This window comes from Pseudophaeobacter arcticus DSM 23566 (genome assembly GCF_000473205.1).
GTDB lineage: Bacteria > Pseudomonadota > Alphaproteobacteria > Rhodobacterales > Rhodobacteraceae > Pseudophaeobacter > Pseudophaeobacter arcticus.
In genome coordinates, this window is record NZ_KI421507.1 from 165,986 (window position 1) to 191,109 (window position 25,124).

Below are 25,124 nucleotides of genomic sequence, written 5' to 3' on the forward strand. Positions count from 1 at the left end.
CTCTTACTCTACCGTTAGCGCTAACTGTGTTGCATAAGAGCAGGAGGTATGATTCGGCTAAGTGGGTTCGTAAAGGTATTCGAAAATGGACAAAATCTGGTCAGAACTGATTGAACACCGCAGGCGAACCTGCGAAATGCCGATCGCCAAACTGTTCGAGATGGATCACAACAGGTTTCAGACCTTCTCTTCCCAATTTGACGGGTTGTTGCTGGATTTTTCCAAAACCGCCTTGGATGAAACCGGGCTGAATGCATTGGTTGAGCTGGCCGAAAAGGCTGATCTGGGTGGCCGGATACAGGAAATGTTCCGGGGGGATCCGATCAATGTGACGGAAAACCGGGCCGTGTTGCACACCGCCCTGCGGGCACAAAGCGGCGCTGCTGTGATGGTTGACGGTCAGGATGTCATGCCTGAGATCCACCACACCCTGCAGCGCATGGAAAGCTTTGCCGGCGCCCTGCGCAGCGGTGCGTACAAAAGCGCCACGGGGGCGCGGTTCACCGATGTTGTGAATATTGGCATTGGCGGCTCAGACCTTGGCCCTGTCATGGCGACCCGGGCTCTTGCCCCCTATCACGATGGGCCGCGCAGCCACTATGTTTCCAATGTCGACGGTGCCGATATCACCGATAGCCTGGCTGGGCTGGACCCTCAAACCACGCTGATTATCATTGCCTCCAAATCCTTTACCACCATTGAAACAATGACCAATGCGGCAACCGCGATCTCCTGGCTGCGTGCAGCACTTGGCGATCAGGCCAGTCGGCATTTGGCGGCTGTTTCAACGGCTTTGGACAAGACCGCCGAAATGGGCATTCCCCCGGAACGGGTCTTTGGCTTTGCGGATTGGGTTGGCGGGCGGTATTCGCTTTGGGGTCCTGTGGGCCTGCCAATTCTGATTGCGGTTGGCCGCGACAATTTTCGCGCCATGCTCAGCGGAGCGGCGGCCATGGATCGGCATTTCCAAAGTGCTGATTTTCGCCACAACCTGCCGGTTCTGCTGGGGCTTGTTGGCATCTGGCACAGCAATATCTGTGGCTATACCACGCGTGCAGTACTGCCCTATGAGCAACGGTTGGCGCGCCTGCCGGCCTATCTTCAGCAGCTGGATATGGAGAGCAACGGCAAAGGTGTCACCCTGGAGGGCACCCCGGTAAGCCGGACCACCGGTCCGATTGTCTGGGGCGAGCCTGGGACAAATGGCCAGCATGCCTTTTATCAGCTGCTCCACCAGGGCACCCATGTGGTTCCTGCCGAATTCCTTATTGCCGCAGAGGGCCACGAAGCGGACCTGTCGCATCAGCATGATCTTCTCAAGGCCAATTGCCTGGCGCAATCCGAAGCCCTGATGCTGGGGCGCTCAGCACAGCAGGCCCGCGCAGTGGCCCAAAGCCGTGGCATCCCCGAGGCAGATCTGGACCGCATGGCAGCGCATCTGACCTTCCCGGGCAACCGTCCGTCGATCACACTGGCCTATCCCCGTCTTACCCCCTTTGCGCTTGGCCAGATCATTGCTCTTTATGAACACCGTGTCTTCACCGAGGGTGTTTTCTGGGGCATCAACTCCTTTGATCAATGGGGGGTAGAGCTTGGAAAAGAACTCGCCGTTGATTTGCTGCCGCTTGTTCAGGGTGTCACGGACACCAGCAAGGATGGCTCCACCCTTGGGTTGGTGGCCAAACTGACAATGCCGAAGTCCGCAACCTGAGGTGCGCCCACAGGGGCGCCATTTGAATCTGGATCTGATATCACCATGGTTTCTCGCGTTATTCCCGTCGACCCCTTTGATTTGGTTCTCTTTGGAGCCACTGGCGATCTGGCGCGACGCAAGATCCTGCCAAGCCTGTTCCACCGGTTTCAGATTGCCCAGTTCTGCTCCGAAAGCCGGATCATCGGCACATCGCGCAGCAAGCTGGACCAGGCAGGATTTCAGGATTTTGTGGCCGAGGCCATCCGCGAGTTCGGGCAGGACGGGGAAACCGGAGACGAGGATATTGCCGCCTTCGTGCAACTGCTGGACTATGTGCCGCTGGATGCCAAGGGCGACACTGGCTGGCAGGCGCTGAAGAGCCATCTGCGCGATGATGTGATCCGGGTGTTCTACCTGTCAGTTGGCCCCAGCCTGTTCCCAGAGATTGCCAGCCGGCTTAGCTCCTGTGGCATTGCCACGCCTGAGAGCAGGATTGTTCTGGAAAAACCTTTTGGCCATGATCTGGCCTCGGCGCAGGCTCTGAACGCAGCGCTGCGCGATCATTTTGATGAAAGCCAGATCTACCGGATTGACCATTATCTGGGCAAAGAAACGGTGCAGAACCTGATGGCGCTGCGCTTTGCCAATTCCCTGTTTGAGCCCCTGTGGAACTCCACCCATATTGATCATGTGCAGATCACCGTTGCCGAAAGCATCGGAGTGGAGGGGCGGGGGGAATATTATGACCGTTCTGGCGCCATGCGGGATATGGTGCAGAACCATTTGATGCAGCTGCTCTGCCTGACTGCAATGGAGCCGCCCTCGCGGTTCACTTCCAATGCGGTGCGTGATGAAAAGGTCAAAGTGATCGAAGCGCTGGAGCCGGTGATGCAGGGCGATCTGGCACGGGGGCAGTATCGCGCTACTCCCTCCAGCTCTGAGCCAGACAGTTATCTGGACCATGCCGGGGATCCCAACAGTCACACCGAGAGCTTTATCGCGCTGAAGGTACGGGTGGCAAACTGGCGCTGGGCCGGGACGCCCTTTTATCTGCGGACAGGCAAATGCCTGCGGGCCCGCGAAAGTGAAATTGCAGTCTATTTCCGCGATCCGCCGCATAACATTTTTGAAGGTGCTGAGGGGGTGCATGGCAATGTACTGGTGATCCGTCTGCAACCTGACGAAGGCATTATTCTACGCACCACAATCAAGGATCCGGGCCCGGGCGGCATGCGCCTCACCGGGGCCAATCTGGATATGACCTTTGCCGACTCCCTGCCCGAAGCAGGACGCCCCCAGGATGCCTATGAGCGGCTCATCATGGATGTCATTCGCGGCAATCAGACGTTGTTCATGCGGGGTGACGAAGTCGAGGCCGCATGGGCCTGGGCGGATCCCATCATTGCCGGCTGGAGCCAGTCCGGCGCCGCGCCCCAGCCCTATGATCGGGGCGGTTCGGGGCCGGAAGATTCACTTTTGTTGATGCACCGCGACAACCGGCGTTGGCGCAGCATCGGCAGCTGATAAGATCCACCTAAAAGGATCTGTTGCCGCGCCCTGCCAGCTTTCTGCTCGCCCTCTACCAGACACCCGAAAGGCCTCTCACATGGGACTGAATAAAACTCTCGCCGAGGTAACCAACCGGATTATCGCCCGCAGCGCCGCCAGCCGCAAAGCCTATCTGGACCGTATGGAGGCGGCGGCAGGCAAGGGACCGGCGCGTGCGCATCTCAGCTGTTCGGGGCAGGCCCATGCCTATGCCGCCACCGGAGTGGATCAAGCGACACTGGCCGAGGCCAACACGGGTCATCTGGGAATTGTGACCGCATATAATGACATGCTGTCGGCGCATCAGCCTTTTGAAACCTACCCGGCCCTGATCCGCGATGCCCTGCGCCAGGTGGGTGGCACGGCTCAGGTGGCGGGCGGGGTGCCTGCAATGTGTGACGGCGTCACCCAGGGAGAGGCCGGCATGGAGCTGAGCCTGTTTTCCCGTGATACCATCGCCATGGCGACGGGAATTGCGCTGAGCCACAATGTCTTTGATGCGGCGGTCTATCTGGGGGTCTGTGACAAGATCGTGCCGGGGCTGGTGATCGGGGCGCAGGCCTTTGGTCATATTCCGGCGGTTTTCCTGCCCGCGGGCCCCATGACCAGCGGGCTGGCCAATGACGAAAAGGCGCAGATCCGCCAGAAGTTTGCCGCCGGAGAGATCGACCGGGCGGAATTGCTGAAAGCAGAGATGGCGGCCTATCATGGCCCCGGCACCTGCACCTTTTATGGGACGGCCAATTCCAATCAGATGTTGATGGAATTCATGGGGTTGCACCTGCCTGGCTCCAGCTTTGTCAATCCCGGCACCGCCCTGCGCGAGGCGCTGACGGTTGCGGGCTCAAAACGGGCGCTGGGGCTCTCGGCGCTGGGCAATGACTATACGCCTGTCTGCCAGGTCCTGGATGAAAAGACCTATGCCAATGGCATTGTCGGGCTGATGGCCACTGGCGGCTCCACCAATCTTTTGATCCACCTCATCGCTATGGCGCGCGCCGGGGGGATCATTCTGGACTGGCAGGACTTTGCGGACCTGTCGGAAGTGGTGCCGCTGCTGGCGCGGGTCTATCCCAACGGCCTGGCTGACGTGAACCACTTCCACGCCGCTGGCGGTTTGGGCTTTATGATCGGCGAACTGCTCGCGGCAGGCTTCCTGCATGGGGACACCAAAACAGTGGCAGGCGTTGGGCTGGCGAATTATGCGCAAGAGCCCTTTCTGTCAGAGGAGGGGCTGACCTTCCGACCTGGCCCCAAGGAGACGTTGAATGCCGCGATTGTGCGCCCGGCTTCGGACCCGTTTCAGGCAACGGGCGGGTTGAAACGGTTGACGGGCTCATTGGGCACTGCGGTTATCAAGGTCTCGGCGGTGGATGAAAAGCACCATGTAATCGAGGCGCCAGCGCGGGTGTTCCACGACCAGGAGGACGCCAAGGCGGCCTTTAAGGCGGGGGAATTCACCGGCGACGTTATTGTTGTGGTCCGTTTTCAGGGCCCCAAAGCCAATGGCATGCCAGAGCTGCACAGCCTGACCCCGATGCTGGCGATCCTGCAGGGGCGGGGGCACAAGGTGGCGCTGGTCACCGATGGGCGCATGTCTGGGGCTTCGGGCAAGGTGCCAGCTGCCATTCATGTGGTCCCCGAGGCCTTGGATGGTGGACCTATTTCCAAGGTTCGCGATGGCGATGTGATCCGGTTGGACGCCACAAGCGGCGCGCTGGAGATCCTCACGGAAGGGGTGCTGGACCGCGCCTGCGCCTCTGCCGATCTGAGCGCTTATCAGCAGGGTATGGGGCGTGAAATGTTTGCTATGTTCCGACGCACTGTGACCTCAGCAGACACCGGTGCCACTGTGTTTGACCTGCTCACCGAGACGCCGACCTCCAAAGGCTGACCCACAGCACTGTAGGTTATTGCTCGTATTTTTCGGCGTTGTGGCACCCCGCGTACAGTCTGTGCGCGGGGTGCCGAGTTCTGTGTGATGTGCAGGGCTTGACTCTTGGGGCCCTTTGCGTGTTTTTGAACCAATGTTGAATTGGTTCAACGGTTCTGAATGGGTCTGTTTAAGTCTGGACAGACCTGGATAGGCCTAAACAGGTCTCAATGGGTCGCAGGGGGCGAAGATGCAGGGGTTTACCACAAGGCCAGAAATTCGCGGCTCCTTTGGTGTTGCAACCTCAACCCATTGGATCGCCTCCGCAGTGGGCTTTGGCATTCTGGAGCGTGGTGGCAATGCCTTTGATGCGGCCGTTGCCGCTGGGCTGGTGCTGCAGGTGGTTGAACCTCATCTGAATGGCCCTGCGGGTGATCTACCAGCCATTTTCCATTCTGCCCAATCCGGCAAGACCGCTGTTCTTGCCGCCCAAGGCCCGGCGCCGGCCGGGGCAACAATAGATCACTACCGGGCCCAGGGGCTGGAGCTCATCCCCGGGTCGGGATTGCTGGCCACGGTCATTCCCGGTGCCTTTGATGGCTGGATGCTGATGCTGCGCGATCACGGCATCCTGTCGCTGGCACAGGTGATGGAGCCTGCAATCTCTTACGCGCGCGATGGCCACCCGGTTTTGCCAAGGGTCGCCCATACGATTGCAGGGCTTGCAGATTATTTTGCCGCTGAGTGGCCGACGTCTGCGGCGACCTGGTGCCCGGATGGCGTGGCGCCCGCGCCAAATGGCATGTTCAGGAACCCGGATCTCGCCCGGACCTACCAGCATCTGGTGGATCTGGGAGAGGCCAGCGGCGAGGATCGCGTGGCGCAGATTGATGCGGCCCGCAACGCCTGGGCTGAAGGGTTTGTCGCCGAGGCAATCACGGATTATTTAAAAACCGCAAAGGTGCATGACGTCTCGGAGCAAAAGAACAGCGCCGTGCTGGCGGCAACGGATCTGGCCCAGTGGCGGGCGCAGTATGAAGAGACGCTGAGCTATGAATATCACGGCTGGACCGTGCATAAGACCCAGGCCTGGTCGCAGGGGCCTGTCTTATTGCAAAGCCTTGCGATCCTGAAACATTTTGACCTCGCTGCGATGGATCCGATGGGCGCGGAATTCACCCATACGGTGATTGAGGCGATGAAGCTCGCCTATGCTGACCGCGAGGCCTATTATGGCGACCCGGATCACAGTGCGGTGCCGATGGATGTGCTGTTGTCGGATGAGTATAACGCCGGGCGCGCCGCTCTGATTACCGATCAAGCCTCACTGCAGCAGCGCCCTGGACGGGTGCCAGGGTTTGAACATCAGGCTGACGCCTATATCGACCGGGCCGCGCGGGACTTTGGCGTCGCAGAGGCGGCTCCACAAGAGCCGACCATGGCGCATCTCACGGAAAAGCGCGGCGATACCGTACATTTGGATGTGATTGATCGCTGGGGCAACATGGTCTCTGCAACGCCTTCGGGCGGCTGGCTGCAATCCAGTCCTGTTGTACCCGGGCTGGGGTTTGCGCTGAACAGCCGTGCCCAGATGTTCTGGCTGGAGGAGGGCCTGCCGACCTCCTTGGCGCCAGGGCGACGCCCGCGAACCACCCTGACGCCAAGCCTGGCAGAGAAGGACGGCGCTCGGCTGGTCTTTGGCACCCCAGGGGGGGATCAGCAGGATCAGTGGCAATTGATCTGGTTCCTGCGCTTTGTGCACCACGGGCTGGATCTGCAGGCGGGCATGGACGCGCCGCTGTTCCATTCGCTGCATTTTCAGGGCAGCTTTTATCCGCGCGCGGCGTTGCCGGGGGAGATGATGATCGAGGCGGCCTACGGAGCCCCCGTGATCGACGACCTGCGCCAAAGGGGCCATATCGTGACAATTGCCGAGGATTGGACCGTCGGGCGGCTGACCGCAGCCCTGCGCCACGCTGATGGCAGCCTGCAGGCCGCAGCCACACCACGGCTGATGCAGGCCTATGCGGTTGGGCGCTAATGGCGCGCGGCAAACCTCAGGCGCGCAAGACAAATACAGAAACGAGGAACTGAGCAATGTTTGAAACCGAGACTCTTTTGACTTTGGCGGCTGTTGCGGCCGGGTCGGGCATCCTGGGGGGGGTACTGGCCGGGCTATTGGGCGTCGGAGGCGGAATTGTCATCGTGCCGGCCCTCTATTTGGCGCTGTCCTTCACTGGGCTGGACAGTGCGCTTACCATGCAGGTGGCCGTTGGCACCTCGCTGGCGACAATTGTGTTCACCTCGCTGTCGTCGGGCTATGGCCACTACCGCAAAGGTGCCATCGATATGGGCTTGCTCAAGCTCTGGGCGCCATCAATCCTGATCGGGGTGGCGATTGGTGGCATTCTGGGAGGGGTGGTGTCTGGTAAGGTGCTGATCGCGGTCTTTGCCGTGGTGGCTGCTCTTGTGGCACTGGACATGATCCTGCGCACGGGCGCTGACAGCGCAACGCCGCGCAGCTTTGCCAAACCCGTCTGGGCCGCCCTGGGCGTTGTGGCCGGGGCGATCTCGGCAATGATGGGGATTGGCGGCGGTACCGTCTGTGTGCCGCTCTTGAATTTCCTGGGCTATGACATTCGCAAGGCCGTTGGCACCTCGGCGGCCATTGGGTTTGTGATCGGTGTCCCCGGAGCACTGATCTATATGGCCACCGGTTTGGGCGCCGAAGGGCTGCCGCCCTTTTCCCTGGGCTATGTGAACCTGTTCCTGGCAGCGGTGATCATTCCATTGAGCACCAGCTTTGCGCGGGTGGGGGTCAAACTGGCCCATAGCATTCCACGCCGGGCCCTGCGCCTGACCTTTGGCCTGTTCCTGATGTTCACCTCGGCCCGGATGTTCAAAGACCTTTTGGGTCTGTAACCGCCAATGACGGATCGCCCTCCTCAGCGCCCGAGCGGCACAACTGATGCGGCTCTGCCGCAGCAGCAGCTTGCGACGCGGCTGCAGCGAGAGATTGCAACCGGCGCCGTGCTGCGGGGGGATCGGCTGTTGCCCGAACGGGAGATGGCACAGCATCTGGGGGTTAGCCGCGCCCGGCTGCGGCAGGCGCTGGATCAGCTCAAGACCGAAGGCGCGCTGTTTCGTCGGCGTGGACAAGGGACCTTTGTGCAACCGCCCCCCATTCCGGACGCGGCACGGCTCAAGAGCCTGGCACAACGGGTCAGCCCGCAGGAGGTGATGGAAGTCCGCTTGCAGGTCGAGCCCGCTCTGGCCGGGCTGGCAGCCCTGCGCGCCGATGACAAGGCGCGCGCGGTCTTTGCCCTGGCGACCCAGGCCACGCTCGATGCGCGGGATCAGCAAAGCTATGATGCGGCGGATGATGTCTTTCACTACAAAATCGCTGAAATGGCGCAGAACCCGCTGTTTTTGACCGTCTATGAGGCGATCCGATCGGTGCGGGCGCAGGCCAGTTGGGCCAACACCCGGGCTGCGACCTATTCGCGTGAGGTGACTGCTGTTTTGGGACAGCAACACCAGACCCTTGCCGCAGCCATTCTGCGGGGGGACAGCGCCGCGGCCACCGAGGCGATGCGGGATCACCTGCGCTGCGTCGCTGAAACACTGTTGCAAGACCGGCCTCCGTCGTCGTCTCTACCGGAATAGTGCCGGGGAGCAGTGCAACAGTCTCGAGCCTGCATAGCTGACCTTTGCACGGTTGGAGTGTGCATGGCGGCGCAAAGGGGGGGGCAAAAAGGGTGGCAGAGCGAAGCTGGAACTCTGGCGGAAAGGATGTTGTGTCCAGACACTACAGGTCTGGCAGAAAATATCTTTATAATAACGGGAATTACGGAACTCCTTTGGGGGCGAGAATTTTTTCGTTGTTGAATTCTTCTGATGCGCTTTTCTGAATTAATATTTTTCTCCGATTTTTGAAATTTTAAGGAACAGATTTTAGAAGGGAGGTTGTACAACCAGGCGGAGTGTTGATGTGATCAGGAATATCTCAATAAATGTAAGGCTGCTCATTTCCGGCATTACAGCAGTGTCCTCCATCGTATGTCTCGCCAGTCTTGCGATTTATAGTCTTTGGCAGAGTGAGCTGGAATTGGAGCGGCAAATTTCAGTCACTGATGCGGTGCGTCAGGAATTAACTGCGGATCTAAAACACGAAGCGATAGAAGGACTTGTTGTCAACAGTCTGCTTGAGGGGGGGGCGCACTCCAATGCTGATCAGGCGGCGTTGAAAGCGGAGCTTGCAGAGGAGGCAGAGCTGCTTCTGGCCTCACTGGAAAACCTCAAGGCAACAGAACTCCACCCTGACATTATGGCCCTGATCGCGGCAGCTATGCCATTGACAGAGGCCTATATCGCTTCAGCGCAGGATCTTCAGGCCCAGGGTTTCCGTGATAGAGCTGCGGCTCTGGCGGTGCTGCCGTCCTTTTTACAGGAGTTCGCTGCATTGAAGCAGGCGCTCACTCCTCTTGGTCAAAATATCGAAGAGCTTTCCAGTAAAACGGCTGCGGCAGCGCGGGCCCATGATATGGCAATGCTTTATAGCTTGCTGGGGATCTCCGGCCTGACCATCCTGGTGGTCGTGTATAATGCACGGAAAACGACGCTGACCATCACCAGACCCATTGAACGTCTGCGCATGGCTCTCAAAGATGTGGCAAAAGGCGATTTTGAACTCAGAATCTCGGAACGAATGCGCCCGGATGATTTTGGGGAAATTGCCCATGATATTGATTTGATTTCTGAACGTGTCGTTCTAACGCTCGCTGAACAAGATGCCAGACGTGCCGAAGGCGAGCGTGTCATTGCGCGCCTTGGCAATGGGTTGCAAAACCTGTCGAAAGGGAATTTCAGTGATCGCATTGGCGAAGTTTTTGATGATGACTATGAACCCCTGCGCGTTGACTACAATGAAACGGTAGATAACCTGAACGAATTGATTTCCAGGGTGGTTCTGGCCAGTAAGGGAATTCAGGGGCGCTCCAGTGAAATCCAGGTTGCCTCCGAAGATCTGTCGACGCGCACGGCCAGCCAGGCCGCAACGCTGGAAGAGACCGCAGCCGCGCTGGAGCAGATGGCCATGAGCGTCAATACCGCAGCGCAAAACACCAAAGAAGTCGAGCAGGCTGTGGTCACGGCGCGCAGCGATGTCGAACACAGCGGCCGGGTTGTTGAGGGGGCCATTGCTGCCATGAATGAAATCGAGGCATCTTCCAGCCGTATTTCACAGATCATTGGCGTGATTGACGACATCGCCTTTCAGACCAATCTCTTGGCGCTCAATGCCGGGGTTGAAGCGGCACGTGCCGGGGAAGTGGGGCGGGGCTTTGCTGTTGTTGCCTCTGAGGTCCGCGGTCTGGCACAGCGCTCTTCTGAAGCGGCAAAGGAGATCAAAATTCTGATCGGGACCAGCTCGGGTCATGTTCAGGACGGGGTGCAGCAGGTTGACGGAGCCGGCAAGGCGCTGGAAGCGGTTGTACAGCAGGTCGCCCATATATCAGAGCTGGTATCGGGTATTTCTGCGGTCTCTGCCAATCAGGCTACGGGTATCAACGAAGTCAATATCGGCATGTCTCAGCTGGACCAGGTGACCCAGCAGAATGCAACCATGGTTGATGAGTCGAGCGCTGCTATCCAGTCTTTGAACGGCGAAGCCCGTGGTCTAAACGAGCTGGTCGGCCAGTTTGTGTTGCGCGAGGCGCAGGATCAGGCCGGAGAAAAAGGCCAATGGCAGGACAGCGCCTCTGAGGGGGTTTTTGCAGAGGCAACTGACGATTTTGAACTGGATGAGATGGGCTATGAGGAAGAGCTGCTGTCTCGGTCTGCCTGAGCCATCGACCAGTCAGGACCATCGAAGGCGATCACAGGTTGGGCGAGATGTCGGATAATAGCCGGGAGCGCCCAGTTTGAATTTCAGCCCACAGTTCACGGCTGTTTCAAACGGGGCGCTCCCGCTAAATTGTGAAACTGTCTTAAAGATAGTAGCTGTCGGAAAAGACGTGGTGCACCAGCTGATCACGTTTGAGGCCGCGTTTTGCGAGTTCTTCGTCGCTCAAAGCCATCAGTTTGTTCAGGGTCTGGTAGCGGGTGTTGTTTTCGGCAATTGCGACCAAACCTCTGCCCAGGGCTGTGAAGGGCTTCGCAAGAAGGTTCAGAATGCCCAGGGCGGTTGGGACGGTGTAAAGTGCGGTATGTGCCATTGCAGGTCACTCCTGTTAAAACGTCTCCCATGAGGGGAACATAGGCAGCGGATTTGCGCGCTGCTAGCTGCCGTGCCGTCATAGCCGTTATGCGCCAAACACGGGCAGCGGATCGGCCTAAATTTCAGGCAGGAAAATTGTCTTTCAGCTAGAATTCTTGCGCTTTGTGAAGCCTTTACCCCCTGGCGCGGGACGGACCCCTATATTCCGGGATCCGTCGGTCCTGACCCTGGGCTGTTGCAAATTGCAAGCATGAGGGGAAAATGGTGATTTTTCCCGTTGCGAGCATGACCCTAATCATAACAATTGCGCCATGAGCGAAATGAATTGTCCCAATTGTGGTCATCCGGTCAGCCCGGCGATCAAAAGCGTCAAGATGATCACCTGCGAGTCCTGTGCGACCACCCTGCTGCTAGAGGATGCAGGGCTGCGTCTGGCGGGCGATCAGGGGGTGCTGCATGAGGTGCCGATGATTTGCCAGTTGGGTGATGAGCTCAAGATCGGCAAGGGGCGGTATCAGATTTTGGGTCATGCCCGGTTTTCCTATGGGCGTGGCACCTGGGATGAATTCTGGGCGATCGACGGGGCCGGTAATCCGGTGTGGATTTCCGTCGATGAGGGCGATTTGATCCTGCAACGTGAGCTGCCTGAAAAAGACTGGCCAAAATTCCGGGGCAGGCTGCGCCTGGGCCGTACGCTGCGCTACAAGACCGAAGGGTTTCGCGTCGACGAGGAGGGAACCGGAACCTGTGTTGGCCTCAAGGGCAGCTTTGGGCACCCGCTGACCGTGGGAGAGAGCTATCGTTTTCTCAACCTGCAGGGGGAGGATGGCACTGTGCTCTCGGCAGAAAGTGTCGGCACAGATTATGAATGGTTCATTGGCAGCTGGATTGACCCCTTTGAGGTCGAGGTCAAAGCCGCATGAGCCTGAACCCAGAGCTGAAGTCGATCAATTGCACCGCCTGCGGGGCCGGGCTCGACATTCTGGGCGGCGGTCGGGTGACCACCCATATCTGTAGCTATTGCGGTACGGCGCTGGACGCGTTGGACAATTATAAGACTCTGGCAAAATTCAATATTCTGGAGCGCCCGGAGACGCCGATCAAGATTGGCGCGGCGGGGCAGATTTTTGGGGTGAATTATACCGTCATTGGCATTCTTGAACACGAAGAGGCCTGGCGCGGGCGCAGTTGGAAATGGGTGGACCATCAGGTATTCTCTCCCACCCATGGCTATGCCTGGATCACCCTTGAGGATGGCCATCTGACCTTTTCTCGGCGCTACCGCAAACCAGTGGGCTGGCTGTCAGCAGCTGAGGTCAATCGAGCAGACACCCGCCCGAGGGTGCGGGCAGGGGGGGAGGTGTTCCAATATTATGACACTTCAACCAGCGCTGTGATCTATGCCGAAGGTGAATTCACCTGGGCGCCGCGCAAGGGACAGAAGACCACCACAATTACGGCGATGTCCGAAAATGCGATGTTGGGCTTTTCGACCACCAACCGGGAGCGCGAGATCTACCACACGGTCTACCTGCAGCGGGGCGAGCTTTCCGGCTTTGATCTGCCTTCTGGGGGCAAGCCAAGCGGTGTACATGCGCTTCAGAAAATGAAGGCAGGGGCCAACGCTGGTTTTGTGACCAAGGCCGGACTGGGCTGCATGGTGCTGTGCCTGTTTTTGGCGATGATCTTGGCGCTGCAAAACGGGGAGCGGGCCGAGACGCGGCAGCAGTTCCCTGTGGCGGAGCTGCCGGTGACCATCCCGTTTGAGGTGACCAAACCAGGGCGGCTGACGCGCATTGATCTGCAGGGCAATGGGCGCAATAGTTGGCATTTCCTGTCGGTCGAGCTGGAAGATCCCGAGGGCGAGGTGCTGTTTGAATCCGGGCGCACCGTGGAATATTACAATGGCCACGACAATGAGGGCAGCTGGAGCGAGGGCAGCAATGCGGCGAGCCTGGCCTTTTTCCCGCCGACGGCTGGAATCTATTCGGTGACGCTGAATTTGGAAGAAAGCGGTTTTTGGGCGCCAAGTGTGAATCGCGCCTCTTCGCCGCAGCGCCAGATGACCGTGGTGAACCTGCAAATTCGCAATGGTGTTTCCAGCAGTTTCTGGCTGGTCTTGCTGGCTCTTGGCTTTGGTTGTATCGGCGGCCTGCCGATGCTGCGCCGCTATCTGCATAACAGGGCCCGCTGGCGCGACAGCGACTGGGTCGATGAGGACGACGATTGAGATGATTTTGTTTCGCCTGATCTTTGTCCTGCTTTCGGGCCTGGCCATCGCTGGAACCACCTATGTCGCCTATATGGGCCATGGCGGCGAAAGCCGTGATCTGGATCGCTCGATCCGCGCCGTGAGCGCAGGGCGGGGATTGAATGGAAGTATCAAATAGAGAGGGTTCTCATGGAGTATCTTGCTGCAATTCAGCTGACTGAAATGATCAGCACCATTGTCTATACCATCCTGGGGGTCGCGCTCATGGGGCTGGTCTGGAAGGTCATTGACTGGATAACGCCTTTTCCCATCATGAAAGAGATCGAGCAGGATCAGAACATGGCGCTGGCGGTGTTGATCGGACTGGTGTTCGTGTCGATCTCTATTATCATTGCGGCTGTCATTGTCTCCTGACCCGCATTGCGCAACGGCAGCGGAGGCAGGCGCATCAGCTGACCCGGTTGCGGCGGCCAAATCCCTGCGCCTGCGGGAAACCTGGCTCTTGGTGGCGACCTTTCTGGTGGCTGTGGCGGGCCTTATCTATGAGCTGATCGCGGCCACATTGTCGAGCTACCTGCTGGGCGATTCCGTGCGCCAGTTCTCGTATGTGATTGGGGTATTCCTGTCTTCCATGGGGTTGGGGGCCTGGCTGTCGCGCTATGTCGACCGCGCCATGGCGGGCTTTGTCTGGGCGCAGATCCTGCTGGGGGTCGCGGGTGGGTTCATGGCGCCGGCTGTGTTTCTCAGCTTTGCCTGGATGGAGAGCGTCAGCCTGCCGCTCTACGGATTGCTGGTCACGGTTGGGCTGTTGTCGGGGATGGAGATCCCGCTGATCGCGCGGGTGCTCAAAGACATTGGTGCACCGGAGTTTCGCTTTGAGAATGTTCTCAGCGTCGATTACATTGGCGCGCTGGTGGCCTCGCTTGCCTTTCCATTGCTGATCATTCCACATCTTGGGCTGATGGCCGGGAGCCTGGCCTTTGGGACCCTGAACCTAGGGGTTGCGGGGCTTTCCTTGTGGGTTTTTCGCCGCGATACCAGTCGGGCTCAGGTGGGGGTCTGGGCAATTGCCCTGCTGGTGACGCTGCTTGCGCTGTGGCAGGCAGAGCGTTTGGTGTCGGTGACGGAGAGCAATCTGTTTGAGGATGATATCATCCTCAGCGAAGCCACGCCCTATCAGCAGATCACCGTCACCCGGTATCGCGACCGCACCCGGCTGTTTCTGGATTACTCGATCCAGTTTGATAGCCTGGATGAGTACCGCTACCATGAAAGCCTGGTGCATCCGGCCATGGCTCTGGCACCACGGCGCAAATCCGTTCTGATCCTTGGCGGTGGCGATGGTATGGCGCTACGCGAGGTCTTGCGCTGGGCTGAGGTCGATAAGGTCACGCTGGTCGATCTGGATCCGCGTGTCACTGCGCTGTTTCGTGACCACCCGGATCTGTCACAGCTGAACAGCGGATCTCTGTCTGATCCACGCGTCGAGATCAAAAACGCCGATGCCTGGCGCTTTGTTGACGACAGCAGTGCGGTCTATGACGTCATCTTCGTAGATCTTCCCGACCCCAAGAACCTGGCCCTGTCCAAGCTCTATAGCCGCCAATTCTATGGTGCTCTGGTCGAGCGGCTGAGCGCGCAGGGGGTTATGGTGACGCAGGCGGGATCGCCGCTTTTTGCCCGCGAAGCCTTCTGGTCGATCAATGCGACCCTGCAGTCCAGCCGCAACCCCCAGGCCCCGGGCGCGGGGCTTGCGACACTGCCCTATCATGCCTACCTGCCCAGCTTTGGCGATTGGGGGTTTGTACTGGCCAGTCCACAAAAACTGGCCTCGACGCGGCTTGACTTGCCGACAGGCCTGCCGACAGATGTCGCCGCGCAGCTGAAATATATTACGCCGGAAGTCTGGCAGGCGGCGCAGGTGTTTGATCCGCAAAGCGGGCCAGTGCCGGTCGCGGTCAATACGGTGCAATCACATGCTTTGGTTGGCTACTACCTGGATGGTTGGGCGCGTTGGTTTGAGTAGAAGGCAGGCGCCATGGCTCCAAAGGGGGAAGGATGCGGGCCCGGTGTAAAACACGGGCCCGATCACCTGATGCTTGCCGCTACGCAGCCCGCCTACACATAGTCGGGCGAGACCGATGCTTGCCTCGCCGCCAGCCTGCTAACGGGCCTGCGCCGGCAACGCCGCGCGCGCCTGTGGCAGCAGAAAGGGTATCTCGATAGGGGGGGTGGTGTTGACCGGGATCGGGCAGCCATAGGTGCGTGCCAAGGTTGCATCCGTCAGCACCTCAGCCGGAGTGCCGGTTGCAGCCACCTGTCCTGCCTCCATCAGCACCATATGGTCGGCAAACATGGCGGTAAGGTTGAGGTCATGCATCACCGCAACAACTCCGCCCCCACGCGCGGCATAGCTGCGGGCCAGATCCATCACGGTGAACTGGTGCCCGATGTCGAGGCTGGCGACGGGCTCATCCAGGATCAGCCAGCGCGGAGCTCCATCCACAACCGGCTCCCATACCTGGGTTATAACCCGCGCCAGTTGCACGCGCTGTTGTTCCCCACCTGACAGATCCTGATACATGCGCCCGGCAAAACCGGATAGGCCAACGGTTCCTAGCGCCTGCAGGGGAACCGAACTATCGGCGGCCGACAGGCCAGCGCTGAGACCCAAACGCACAATTTCGAGCACGGTAAAGGGAAAGGCAATGCTGCTGTTTTGCGGCTGCACCGCACGAATGGCTGCCAACTCCCAGGGCTTCAGGTTGGCCACATCCACCCCGTTGAGGCGCACCTGGCCACCGTGGGGCACTTCGCCGGTCATGGCGCGCAGCAGGGTTGTTTTGCCAGACCCATTGGGGCCGACAATTGCGGTTACCTTGCCAGAGGTGGCCGTGAAATCAACCGCGTGCAAGACTTGGCTGCGCCCCAGTTTGACGCTGATGCCCTTGGCCTCCAATTGCGCTGTGGGCCCGATGTGCGTTGTCATGGTCATATTCCCAGATCTCCCCGTCGTTTGAGCAGGATCCACAAAAACACCGGCGCGCCCAGGATGGCGGTGATAATGCCGATGGGCAGCTCTGCCGGCGCAACGATGACCCGGGCTGATATATCCGCCGCCAGCAGCAGCGATGCGCCAAGCAGGGCGGCATTGGGCAGCAGGCTGTGGTGATCGGGACCCGTTGCAAGGCGCAGCAGATGCGGCACCACAATGCCGATAAAACCAATCCCGCCAGAGACCGCCACCGCGGCCCCGGTGGCCCCGGCCACGGCCAGGATCGCGGTGTTTTTCACCCGTTGCACGGCAATGCCCACATGGCCGGCAGCGGCTTCCCCCAAGGCCATGCCATTCAGGCCACGCGCCAAAAAGGGGGCTGTGGCCAGCGCAAGACAAATGATCGGTAAAGCCGACAGGACCTTGGCCCAAGTGGCTCCGGCAAGAGACCCCAATCCCCAAAAATTCAAGTCCCGCAATTGGGCATCATCGCTGATATAGGTCAGGACGCCAGACGCGGCTCCGGCAAGTGCCCCCATTGCGATCCCTGCCAGCAACATGGTTGCAACCGAGGTTCTGCCACCCCAGGTCGAGACCCGGTACAGCAGCAGGGTCGACACCCATCCGCCCAAAAAGGCGGCAACAGGGACGACCCAATAGCCAAGTATCTGCTGCAGGGGGACTGGAAGCAGGCCGCCCAATACGATCGCGGCAGCAGCGGCCAGCCCGGCGCCAGCATTGACCCCGACGATACCAGGGTCGGCCAGCGGGTTGCGAAACAGCCCCTGCATCACCGCGCCAGAAAGTGCCAGCGCGGCGCCAACCAATATGCCCATGCACAGGCGCGGCAGGCGAATATCCAACAGCACCACACGGTCCATTGTGGACAGTTCCCGCCCCGCAGCCAGATCTTTCAGCGCCGTCCAGAGCGATGCATCTGAGGCACCGGTGGTGAGGGACAGAACGGAGGTCACGATGAGAAGGAGGGTCAAAATAACGGTCAATTGCCGGGCTCTGACACGGCGATCGGCAAGAGGGGCGGAGCCGGGGGGCGGGTTTGCCCCCTTGATATCGGTTGACAGCGCGGTCACTCGGCAGCCCCGTAAATGGCCTGAGACAGATCTTTGACGGTGCGGGCCGCGCGGGGACCAAACTGCAGGAGCAGCGCACCGTCCATGCGAATGAGCTGACCATTCTGTGCCGCTGGGGTCAGCATCAGCGCAGGCAGGCTGGGCAGCGAGGCCTTGGTGAGCCCGTGGTCGCCGCCACGATCCATTGCCAGAATGACATCTGGCGCGGCGGCGGCAATGGCTTCGTCGGTCAACTGCTTGTACCCGGCAAAATCGCTGATCGCATTGACGGCGCCGGCCATGGTGATGATGCCATCCGCACCGGTTCCCGTGCCGCTGGCGGTGATGCGCCCGGCCTGGGTGGAGAGCACAAAGAGCACCCGCTTGGGCCTGTCGCCTGCGGCCTGGAGCGCCAGTTCCTGCGCCGCTGCAAGGTCAGCACTGACCTGCGCCACCAGGGCCGCGCCAGCCTCATGCTGATCCAAAGCCTCTGCCACGGTTTCGATTTTGGCAATAACGCCTGTGGCAGAGTAGATTTCCGGCACTTCGACATAGGCCAGCCCGGCCTGCTTTAACACCGCCAGGGCCTCTGGCGGGCCGGAACCCTCGGAGGCGAGGATCAGATCGGGGTTAACGGACAGAACCCCCTCGGGGGAGAGGGCGCGGGCATAGCCGACATTTGGCAGCTCTGCAGCCTTGGCAGGGAAGTTGGAGGTGGTGTCGCGGGCCACCAGACGGTTTTCCTGCCCCAGTGCATAGACGATTTCCGTCACCGCGCCACCAATTGAGACAATCCGGCTGGGTGCCTCTGCTGCTGGGATGTGGGCCGGTGGGATCTGAGCCTGTGCCTGTGTGACCTGCGCCTGTGTGACCTGCGCCTGTGTGACCTGGGCTGGAACCAGAGCAAGCAGAGCCAGGCTCAGCCCGGTTTTGACACCAGAAGATATGGACGAAAGCATGCTCATTGGACTGCCTCCGCAGCTGGGGTGGCGGCCTGATCCGCTAGTGGTGCGCAGAGTGAGGGCAGAGCCGCAACAATTTCACCCCACTCCGGGCGGTGGTCGCGGTTTTCAACACGGCGGCCAAAGACCTGTAGGAGTACGCGCCCCTGGCGATCAAAGCCTTCGACCGAGATCGCAGCACCATGCTGGGTTGGCTTGCTCACCGCCCAGACCTCGTGCAGATGGTCCAGACGCAGGTGCAGGTCAAAGCCCGGATCAAGGATGTTTTGCCAGGGGCCCATGCGGCGCAAGCTGTGCACCGGACCTGCGTGGATCTGGATGCAGCCGGGGTTGCCGACAAAGATCATCACTTCGGTGCCCTGATCGCGTAGGGCTTGCAGCATGGTATCCACGGCATCCGCAACAAGTTGCCGCGCCAATGGCTCCCCGGCGATCCGGTAAGCCCCCAGACGGTTCATCTTTAGCCTGGAGGTCAGTTGGCGAAACTGATGGGTGTCTGTCATCTTGGCCCATTCACGGCGCAGCTGCTCCGCCATTTTGGGATCTGCCTTGGCGGGTTCCGGTGGTTGGCGCGGGGTGACCTCTGGCAGGGTCTGCTGGTCAGGCAGCGCCAGATCCTGGACCAGGGCAGCCCAGGCATCAAGGTTGGAGGCCGGACGCAGGTGGACCTTGTGTACCGCGTCTCCGGCGGCATCAAAGAACTGCAGCGCGCGGCGCAGGCCTGCGTCCGAGCTGCGTTCAACCGCAAAAGCAAAGGCAAAGTGGCGGGGGAAAAGCCGCAGATCAATCTCGGGGGTGAGCACCATGGAGGCATGTTTGCCGGGACGGTAGTCGCTATAGGTTCCGACCTTTTCGATCACGCAGGAGTCGTTGCGCGTCAGGGCCATGACCTCTCCCAATGCGGCAAGCCGTGGAAAGATCTGGTCGAGCTCAGCATTTATTTGGGTCACGCCCTCACCCAGATAGGCGGCCACCAGCTGGGCTTCGCTGATGTTGAACTGCGCGGCAAAATCGCGATCGCGCATCTTGTGGTTTTCTTGACGCATCTGGCGAATGGCCTGCGAGTCCAGCGGCGGAGTAAGGCTCATGTCTGGCCCTTTCAAAGTTGCAAGTTGGTGCGGAAAGGGCTGGCGCCGGCGCGTTGACCCATCGATTTGGGGGGCAGCTTCGGGCTGGCAGCTGCGGTGACGCAGCGGTTTATTTATGTTGACTGTTTTTATCACCTTTACTATCAGCCTCAAGTGGAAATCAATGATTCCACCAGAAACTATAGAAACTACCGCGCCAGCCCCTTCTGCAAGCTTCGGTTCAAAGACCAAGACGCAAAGGGACATGTGATGGGGAAATTTCGGCTGACGCAGCATTTGCTGGGGACCGTTTCCATATTGGGTTTGACGCTCGGATCGGGGGCATTGGCGCAGGATCTGCTAGAAGAACTGCCACCCGAGGTTCAGGGTGAAGGGTTCCTGGGCACCATTGAGCTGGGTCAGGGGAAGCGCGAAGTTCAGGTCGGTACCGCCGAGGCGCTGACAGTGATCAACCAGGAAGAAATTGACGACCGGCAGGCAGGCACGATTGCTGAACTGATCGATTCCGTTCCAGGCGTTGCCCTGGTAAACGGGTCGCGTCCCGAAGGCTCGGGGATCAATATCCGAGGCTTTGGCGCCAATGGCACCTATGGCACCGACCAGAAAGTAGCCATTGTCATTGATGGCGCCACAACCGGATCAGAAGAGATCTACCGCGTCGGCACGCAGCTGTTTACCGATCCTTCCCTTTACAAAAGCGTCTCAGTAAATCGCGGTACGGTTGGCTCGTTTGAATTTGGATCGGGCATCATTGGCGGTGTGGTCTCTTTTGAAACCAAAGATGCCTCCGACTTCACCGGTGGTGAAATTGGTTTGCGCTTTCGGCAGACGCTTGGCTACTCCAGCAACGGCGCGGGATATCACAGCTCGTCGATCATCGCCTGGCAGCCGATGGAAAACCTTGAGGTTCTGCTGAACTACACCAAGCGGGATACGGATGCCTACAAGGATGGCGATGGCAATCTGATTCAATATACCGCGACCGAGCCCTATTCCGGGCTTGCAAAGATCAAATACACCTTTGGGGATGCGGGTGAACACGGGCTGACATTCAGCTATCAGAAGACATCAACCGAGGAATTCGACGCGCCCTATGATGCGTTTAACGTTGTCAACTTTGGCAATGTGAACCGCCAGACAGAGTCCGAGATTGCGACTCTGAAATACGAATACAATCCGGTTGGCAACGATCTGATTGATCTGACCGTGCAGTATTCTTATTCCGATATCTATATCGAAAGTGAGCCAACCAATCCGGGTGGTTTTGCCGATTATTTGTTGGACGGCGATCACGACTACACCATTGATAAGCTGACAGTCAAAAACGCCATGTTCTTCCAGACCGGTGCAGCCTCGCATGATTTGCGGTTCGGGGTTGAATGGATCAGCAAGGACCGCCTTGAAAGTCAGGTAGATCCGGTTTCTGGCAATGTTTCAGTCCCCGGCGGCAGGGATGAGCGGACCGCCCTGTTTCTTGTTGATGACATCGATCTAGGGGGCCATTGGACAATCAGTCCGGCTTTGCGTTGGGAAAGTCAAAAGATCACCGGGGCGGGGACCTATGCTGGGGATCGCTATGACAATTCGGCTTTGATGGGTGGCATTTCAGCGCGCTATGAATTTGACTCCGGGGTCTCTGTATTTGCCAGTGCGGCCTATACCGAAAGCTTGCCGATCCTCGACGATTTGAACAACCCAACCTATATGAACCAACCCGAAAAATCGACAACCTATGAGTTCGGCGCTGCCTATGCGTCGAGCGGCGTCTTTGCGGGCGATGACTCGCTCCAGGTCAAGGCAAATGTCTTCTTCACACGTCTGTGGGATGTCACTTCCTATTCGGGCATCGGCGCAGTCGAAAGCCATGGTTTGGAGGTTGAAATGACCTATGCCATGGAAAACGGAACCTATTTTGATCTGAACACAGCCTATGGCGACTACGATGCGCTGCAATCCTCGGGGCTTTGGGGGCAGTGGGACAATGCGCCAGCCAACTCCGCGCGCCTGACTGTGGGTAAGCGCCTTGGTGAGGCCTGGGATCTGAGCTGGGAACAGGTGGTGGCCGAGAATGGTTCGCGCAACTACGGTGGCTATGGAGTCAGCAATTTGCGGGCAACCTACCGTCCACAATCGGGAGCGCTGCAAGGCGCCGAGATCCGCCTTGGGATCGAGAATGCATTTGATCGCCAGTACAAGCCCAACCTCGCCACCGAATACAAAACAGGGCGTAACTTTAAGCTGACTTTGGCAAAATCCTTCTGATCCAACCACAACAAATGAGGTCACAGATGGCACAACTGGCTCACTTTACCGCGGCTCTGGCGCTTGGATATTGCGGTGTCTTTGGAGGCCATGCAACGGCGCAGGAGGCAATGCCGCCTGTGCCCGGAGCAAGGCCCGAGGCAATCTCGATCGAGCTAAGCGCGGCCGAGGACATCGGGGCGGCCTGCAAGCTGTCCTTTGTGGTGACCAATAGCCACGGGCAGGACATCGACAAGGCGGTCTACGAGATGGTTTTGTTCGACGCCGCTGGTCAGGTGTCTCGTCTGACCCTGTTGGATTTTCAAGATCTTCCTGCCGGGCGCCTGCGGGTGCGGCAGTTTCAATTTCCACAGCCCTGCGCTGACATCAGCCGGGTGCTGATAAACGGAGCCCAGACCTGCACCGCTGCGGGCCTGGACGTGGGGGGGTGTTCGCAGGGGCTGACCCTGACCAGCCGGACCAAGATGGAGTTGTTGGGATGACCCTGATCCAAGAGGCCATCACGCGTGTTCTGGATCTTGGGGGGCCCGTTGTTTTGCTGCTTTTGTGTGTTTCGGTGCTGACAGCGGCGCTGGTGATCTACAAATTGTGGCAATACCAGGCGGCGCGGGTGGGGCGCCACCGGCAGCTGGCAACGGCTGTCGCCGCCTGGGATAATGGCGACAGGGAGCGGGCGCTCAAGGCGCTGGGCGAAAGCCGATCCTACCTTGGTCCGGTGTTGCGCATGGCCTTGACGTCACCGCAGTCTGCGGAACTGTCAGAGCGGGTCGACGCCGAGGCAGAAGCCCGGTTTGCGCAGCTGGAGCGCGGGCTGGGGGCGCTGGATATGGTGGCGCAACTGGCGCCTTTGATGGGGCTTTTTGGCACTGTGATCGGCATGATCGAAGCCTTTCAGAAGCTGCAGTCTGCCGGTTCTTCGGTGGATCCCTCGCTGCTGGCGGGCGGGATCTGGGTGGCGCTGCTGACGACGGCTGCGGGGCTGGCGGTGGCGATGCCAACCTCGCTGGTGCTGAGCTGGCTTACGGCGCGGATGCAGCGCGAACGGGTCTTTGCCAATCAGGCTTTGCGGGTTGTCTTTGCGCCTCAGGTATCGGCGGGGTCTCAGCCCGCTGCGGCGGCTCAGATATCTCCCGAGGCTGGTGTCGCGCCGCCTGTGGGACCCGTGGCACATGCCGGTTAAACTCTCCCCTCCCCAGCGTGGACGCCTGTCGATGACCTCGCTTATTGATGTGATTTTCCTGTTGCTGCTGTTTTTTATGCTGACCTCAACCTTCTCGAAATATGGCGAGGTTGAGCTGATGGCGGCTGGCACTGGCAGTACAGCGCCGAGCCGTCAAAAGCTGTTTGTCAGTCTTGGGCCCGACGCTGTGATGCTGAACGGTCAGAGCGTTGATCTGGACCGGATCGCGGACCTGATCCGCAGCCAGCCGCAGGACAGCCGGGGCCATCTGGTTCTGATCAGCCCCAATGCGCAGGCGACTTCGCAGCGTCTGGTCGATCTGCTGGCGGTGCTGCGACAGGTAGAAAACCTGCAAACGGTGGTCCTGGGCTGATGCAGTTGAAAACCCGTTCTCAGACGCAGAAAGAACCAACAATCGCCCTGATCAACATCGTGTTTCTGATGCTGATCTTTTTTATGATTGCCGGCACTCTGGCGCCGCCCATCGACAAGGACCTGACGCTGGTCAAGACCTCGGATCTTGAGGGGCGGGAGCCCCCGGATACCCTGGTGGCGCATGCGGATGGGCGGTTGTCGCTGCGCGGTCAGCCTGTTGCCGGGGCCAAGAGCTATATGGCCGGGTTGTCACCTGAGGCGCGGCAGGTGGTGCGGATTGTGCCGGATCAGGCCCTGCCAGCCAGGGAGCTGGTGCGACTTGGCAATGCTCTGCGCGCAGCGGGGGCGCAGCGGGTGGTTCTGATCTCTGAAAGGGCACTGTAGCCATGGCCGGGCAATTAAATGTTGGGCAATTAAATGCTGTGCTCCGACAGGTGCCGCAATCGCAAATGGCGGCATTTCTTTCCCTGCTCCTGGCCTTGGGACTGCATGCTGTCCCTGTCTTGCAGAGTAAGACAAACCCGGTGCAGCAGGCGGGAGGCAGGACTGCTTTGGCGGCGCAGGGCAACAGTTTTACCAATCTGGCGGTTGGGGTCGAAACCCCAAAAGAGGCCGTGGCGCCGCAGCCTGTCCCTCAGGCCGCACCAGCACCACCGGTTCAGCCGCAGCCTGCTGCCCCTGCCAGCTCGCCCTTGATGAAACGGCTTGTGGCCGAGGGTCCGGCCCCCGTTGCGCAGATCAAAACCGTTCAAGGTGGCGTACCCTTGGTTCCTCTCAGGGGAGAACCGCCAGTGGAGCCACCTGTCGAACCACCTGTCGAACCAGCTGCGCTGAACCCGGGGCTTGAACTTGCCCAACCGCCACTTGCTGAGCCCGCCACAAATGCGGTGCTGGATGTGGCGGAACCGGTATCTCAGATCGAGCAGGCCAGCCCAGTGGTGCAAACCACAGCGCAAACTATGGTGCAAACCCCGGCTGAGGCAACAGCTGTACCACCTGTTGAGCCCAATGAGGCGCAACCGCCAGAGCCGCAAAGCCCGGTGGTTACCCATTCCCTGCGCCCCCCTGAGCGTCCAGTTGAACATCCGGCTGAACCGCCGGTCTCGCCAGAACCGGCCCCCGCTCCACGCAGGGCAGAAAATGCAGCTGTCACACCCGTGGCGACGGCAAAGCCGCGCGGCAATGCAGCGGCCAGCGCAACCCGCGGCACCCAGCATTCGACCCGCAGCACAGCGGGGGGGCTGGCCGCAAGCGCGGCGGGCACGGCACAGACGCAGGGCAATGCAGCGGCCAGCAATTACTCTGGTTTGGTGATGCGCCGCATTCAACGAGCCAAACGGCGGGCAGATGTCCGGGGGGTCGCGCTGGTGCGCTTTCGCATAACGGCTGGTGGCGGCCTGGCCGGGGTGAGCATTGCGCGCAGCTCGGGGTCGGGCAAACTGGATGGAATTGCGCTGGCACAGATCCGCCGCGCCGCGCCCTTTCCGCCGCCACCCAATGGCGCGCGCACCAGCTTTACCGTCCGGATCAAGGGGCAGTGAGCCGCAAGAGTGCAGAGCAACAGATTTTGATCAAATGATTGCAGGGGAATTACGGGATGGGGTAGACAGCGGTCAGGATTGATCACAAGGGGCAAGACCCCGAATAAG

General features: G+C 59.7%; 23 protein-coding genes. 18 read left to right on the top strand and 5 right to left on the bottom strand.

The window, feature by feature from the left end:
• The first annotated feature begins 85 nt into the window (after nucleotides 1-85).
• The 7 genes from pgi (at nucleotide 86) to ARCT_RS25470 (ending at nucleotide 10,959) form a co-directional block, all read left to right on the top strand.
• Nucleotides 86-1,711, top strand: coding sequence for a glucose-6-phosphate isomerase (gene pgi, locus ARCT_RS0104875; RefSeq protein WP_027239049.1), 1,626 nt, complete (start codon nucleotides 86-88; stop codon nucleotides 1,709-1,711).
• Between the two features lie 45 nt (nucleotides 1,712-1,756).
• Entirely contained in the window at nucleotides 1,757-3,217 is a 1,461-nt protein-coding gene (gene zwf / locus ARCT_RS0104880) for a glucose-6-phosphate dehydrogenase (RefSeq protein ID WP_027239050.1), read from the top strand.
• 82 nt (nucleotides 3,218-3,299) lie between these two features.
• On the top strand, nucleotides 3,300-5,135 hold the full coding sequence (gene edd, locus ARCT_RS0104885; protein WP_027239051.1) for a phosphogluconate dehydratase: 1,836 nt from the start codon (nucleotides 3,300-3,302) through the stop codon (nucleotides 5,133-5,135).
• Between the two features lie 229 nt (nucleotides 5,136-5,364).
• Nucleotides 5,365-7,155, top strand: a complete 1,791-nt coding sequence (locus ARCT_RS0104890) for a gamma-glutamyltransferase family protein (protein WP_027239052.1) — start codon at nucleotides 5,365-5,367, stop codon at nucleotides 7,153-7,155.
• A 56-nt stretch (nucleotides 7,156-7,211) separates the two neighbouring features.
• Nucleotides 7,212-8,036, top strand: coding sequence for a sulfite exporter TauE/SafE family protein (locus ARCT_RS0104895; RefSeq protein ID WP_027239053.1), 825 nt, complete (start codon nucleotides 7,212-7,214; stop codon nucleotides 8,034-8,036).
• 6 nt (nucleotides 8,037-8,042) lie between these two features.
• On the top strand, nucleotides 8,043-8,780 hold the full coding sequence (locus ARCT_RS0104900) for a FadR/GntR family transcriptional regulator (protein ID WP_027239054.1): 738 nt from the start codon (nucleotides 8,043-8,045) through the stop codon (nucleotides 8,778-8,780).
• 379 nt (nucleotides 8,781-9,159) lie between these two features.
• Nucleotides 9,160-10,959 (top strand): methyl-accepting chemotaxis protein, encoded by a 1,800-nt coding sequence (locus ARCT_RS25470; protein ID WP_240476250.1) that lies wholly within the window; start codon nucleotides 9,160-9,162, stop codon nucleotides 10,957-10,959.
• Between the two features lie 142 nt (nucleotides 10,960-11,101).
• Here ARCT_RS25470 and ARCT_RS0104910 read toward each other — a convergent pair whose 3' ends face one another.
• Nucleotides 11,102-11,329 carry a DUF1127 domain-containing protein gene (locus ARCT_RS0104910; RefSeq protein ID WP_027239055.1) on the bottom strand — a complete coding sequence of 76 codons (228 nt, stop codon included), beginning with the start codon at nucleotides 11,327-11,329 and terminating at the stop codon, nucleotides 11,102-11,104.
• 313 nt (nucleotides 11,330-11,642) lie between these two features.
• Between ARCT_RS0104910 and ARCT_RS0104915 the strand changes: the two genes are divergently transcribed.
• From ARCT_RS0104915 to ARCT_RS0104935, 5 genes are all read left to right on the top strand, one after another.
• Nucleotides 11,643-12,254: a DUF4178 domain-containing protein gene (locus tag ARCT_RS0104915; RefSeq protein WP_027239056.1), complete on the top strand. Its 612-nt coding sequence runs from the start codon at nucleotides 11,643-11,645 to the stop codon at nucleotides 12,252-12,254.
• Nucleotides 12,251-13,561: a DUF4178 domain-containing protein gene (locus tag ARCT_RS0104920; protein WP_027239057.1), complete on the top strand. Its 1,311-nt coding sequence runs from the start codon at nucleotides 12,251-12,253 to the stop codon at nucleotides 13,559-13,561. Before ARCT_RS0104915 ends, ARCT_RS0104920 begins: the two co-directional genes overlap by 4 nt.
• A 1-nt stretch (nucleotide 13,562) precedes the next feature.
• On the top strand, nucleotides 13,563-13,721 hold the full coding sequence (locus ARCT_RS28335; RefSeq protein WP_027239058.1) for a hypothetical protein: 159 nt from the start codon (nucleotides 13,563-13,565) through the stop codon (nucleotides 13,719-13,721).
• Nucleotides 13,722-13,732: 11 nt separating this feature from the next.
• The gene (locus ARCT_RS0104930; protein ID WP_027239059.1) at nucleotides 13,733-13,957 is read left to right on the top strand and encodes a DUF350 domain-containing protein; all 225 of its coding nucleotides are present in this window, start codon (nucleotides 13,733-13,735) and stop codon (nucleotides 13,955-13,957) included.
• A gap of 64 nt (nucleotides 13,958-14,021) precedes the next feature.
• Nucleotides 14,022-15,569 (top strand): polyamine aminopropyltransferase, encoded by a 1,548-nt coding sequence (locus ARCT_RS0104935; protein ID WP_051361010.1) that lies wholly within the window; start codon nucleotides 14,022-14,024, stop codon nucleotides 15,567-15,569.
• A gap of 138 nt (nucleotides 15,570-15,707) precedes the next feature.
• On the opposite strand, the gene ARCT_RS0104940 is transcribed toward ARCT_RS0104935, so the two are convergent.
• Genes ARCT_RS0104940 through ARCT_RS0104955 form a run of 4 tightly spaced genes read right to left on the bottom strand, consistent with a single transcriptional unit; the run spans nucleotide 15,708 to nucleotide 19,658 of the window.
• Nucleotides 15,708-16,532, bottom strand: coding sequence for a heme ABC transporter ATP-binding protein (locus ARCT_RS0104940; RefSeq protein ID WP_051361011.1), 825 nt, complete (start codon nucleotides 16,530-16,532; stop codon nucleotides 15,708-15,710).
• 2 nt (nucleotides 16,533-16,534) lie between these two features.
• Nucleotides 16,535-17,629, bottom strand: coding sequence for a FecCD family ABC transporter permease (locus tag ARCT_RS0104945; RefSeq protein ID WP_027239062.1), 1,095 nt, complete (start codon nucleotides 17,627-17,629; stop codon nucleotides 16,535-16,537).
• A complete protein-coding gene (locus ARCT_RS0104950) occupies nucleotides 17,626-18,573 on the bottom strand; it encodes a heme/hemin ABC transporter substrate-binding protein (RefSeq protein ID WP_027239063.1) in 948 nt (315 codons plus the stop codon). Before ARCT_RS0104950 ends, ARCT_RS0104945 begins: the two co-directional genes overlap by 4 nt.
• Nucleotides 18,570-19,658, bottom strand: a complete 1,089-nt coding sequence (locus ARCT_RS0104955; RefSeq protein WP_036784432.1) for a hemin-degrading factor — start codon at nucleotides 19,656-19,658, stop codon at nucleotides 18,570-18,572. Before ARCT_RS0104955 ends, ARCT_RS0104950 begins: the two co-directional genes overlap by 4 nt.
• A gap of 249 nt (nucleotides 19,659-19,907) precedes the next feature.
• Between ARCT_RS0104955 and ARCT_RS0104960 the strand changes: the two genes are divergently transcribed.
• From ARCT_RS0104960 to ARCT_RS27890, 6 genes are all read left to right on the top strand, one after another.
• On the top strand, nucleotides 19,908-21,920 hold the full coding sequence (locus tag ARCT_RS0104960) for a TonB-dependent receptor domain-containing protein (RefSeq protein WP_027239065.1): 2,013 nt from the start codon (nucleotides 19,908-19,910) through the stop codon (nucleotides 21,918-21,920).
• A 26-nt stretch (nucleotides 21,921-21,946) separates the two neighbouring features.
• Entirely contained in the window at nucleotides 21,947-22,402 is a 456-nt protein-coding gene (locus ARCT_RS0104965; protein ID WP_027239066.1) for a hypothetical protein, read from the top strand.
• Entirely contained in the window at nucleotides 22,399-23,100 is a 702-nt protein-coding gene (locus ARCT_RS0104970; protein WP_027239067.1) for a MotA/TolQ/ExbB proton channel family protein, read from the top strand. The genes ARCT_RS0104965 and ARCT_RS0104970 overlap by 4 nt, the downstream gene beginning before the upstream one ends.
• Nucleotides 23,090-23,473 (top strand): ExbD/TolR family protein, encoded by a 384-nt coding sequence (locus ARCT_RS0104975; RefSeq protein ID WP_240476252.1) that lies wholly within the window; start codon nucleotides 23,090-23,092, stop codon nucleotides 23,471-23,473. Before ARCT_RS0104970 ends, ARCT_RS0104975 begins: the two co-directional genes overlap by 11 nt.
• Nucleotides 23,473-23,859, top strand: coding sequence for an ExbD/TolR family protein (locus ARCT_RS0104980; protein ID WP_027239069.1), 387 nt, complete (start codon nucleotides 23,473-23,475; stop codon nucleotides 23,857-23,859). The genes ARCT_RS0104975 and ARCT_RS0104980 overlap by 1 nt, the downstream gene beginning before the upstream one ends.
• Before the next feature lie 119 nt (nucleotides 23,860-23,978).
• A complete protein-coding gene (locus ARCT_RS27890) occupies nucleotides 23,979-25,016 on the top strand; it encodes an energy transducer TonB family protein (RefSeq protein WP_240476254.1) in 1,038 nt (345 codons plus the stop codon).
• Nucleotides 25,017-25,124: the final 108 nt, after the last annotated feature.

Bases quoted from the DNA above. Each gene is read 5' to 3' on its own strand.
- ARCT_RS0104960 (WP_027239065.1), top strand. From the start codon at position 19,908: ATGGGGAAATTTCGGCTGACGCAGCATTTGCTGGGGACCGTTTCCATA.
- ARCT_RS0104900 (WP_027239054.1), top strand. From the start codon at position 8,043: ATGACGGATCGCCCTCCTCAGCGCCCGAGCGGCACAACTGATGCGGCT.
- ARCT_RS0104910 (WP_027239055.1), bottom strand. From the start codon at position 11,329: ATGGCACATACCGCACTTTACACCGTCCCAACCGCCCTGGGCATTCTG.
- zwf (WP_027239050.1), top strand. From the start codon at position 1,757: ATGGTTTCTCGCGTTATTCCCGTCGACCCCTTTGATTTGGTTCTCTTT.
- ARCT_RS0104975 (WP_240476252.1), top strand. From the start codon at position 23,090: ATGCCGGTTAAACTCTCCCCTCCCCAGCGTGGACGCCTGTCGATGACC.
- ARCT_RS0104895 (WP_027239053.1), top strand. From the start codon at position 7,212: ATGTTTGAAACCGAGACTCTTTTGACTTTGGCGGCTGTTGCGGCCGGG.
- ARCT_RS28335 (WP_027239058.1), top strand. From the start codon at position 13,563: ATGATTTTGTTTCGCCTGATCTTTGTCCTGCTTTCGGGCCTGGCCATC.
- ARCT_RS0104965 (WP_027239066.1), top strand. From the start codon at position 21,947: ATGGCACAACTGGCTCACTTTACCGCGGCTCTGGCGCTTGGATATTGC.
- ARCT_RS0104890 (WP_027239052.1), top strand. From the start codon at position 5,365: ATGCAGGGGTTTACCACAAGGCCAGAAATTCGCGGCTCCTTTGGTGTT.
- ARCT_RS0104920 (WP_027239057.1), top strand. From the start codon at position 12,251: ATGAGCCTGAACCCAGAGCTGAAGTCGATCAATTGCACCGCCTGCGGG.
- ARCT_RS0104940 (WP_051361011.1), bottom strand. From the start codon at position 16,532: ATGACAACGCACATCGGGCCCACAGCGCAATTGGAGGCCAAGGGCATC.
- ARCT_RS0104970 (WP_027239067.1), top strand. From the start codon at position 22,399: ATGACCCTGATCCAAGAGGCCATCACGCGTGTTCTGGATCTTGGGGGG.
- edd (WP_027239051.1), top strand. From the start codon at position 3,300: ATGGGACTGAATAAAACTCTCGCCGAGGTAACCAACCGGATTATCGCC.
- ARCT_RS0104930 (WP_027239059.1), top strand. From the start codon at position 13,733: ATGGAGTATCTTGCTGCAATTCAGCTGACTGAAATGATCAGCACCATT.
- ARCT_RS0104950 (WP_027239063.1), bottom strand. From the start codon at position 18,573: ATGAGCATGCTTTCGTCCATATCTTCTGGTGTCAAAACCGGGCTGAGC.
- ARCT_RS0104915 (WP_027239056.1), top strand. From the start codon at position 11,643: ATGAGCGAAATGAATTGTCCCAATTGTGGTCATCCGGTCAGCCCGGCG.
- ARCT_RS0104980 (WP_027239069.1), top strand. From the start codon at position 23,473: ATGCAGTTGAAAACCCGTTCTCAGACGCAGAAAGAACCAACAATCGCC.
- ARCT_RS0104955 (WP_036784432.1), bottom strand. From the start codon at position 19,658: ATGAGCCTTACTCCGCCGCTGGACTCGCAGGCCATTCGCCAGATGCGT.
- pgi (WP_027239049.1), top strand. From the start codon at position 86: ATGGACAAAATCTGGTCAGAACTGATTGAACACCGCAGGCGAACCTGC.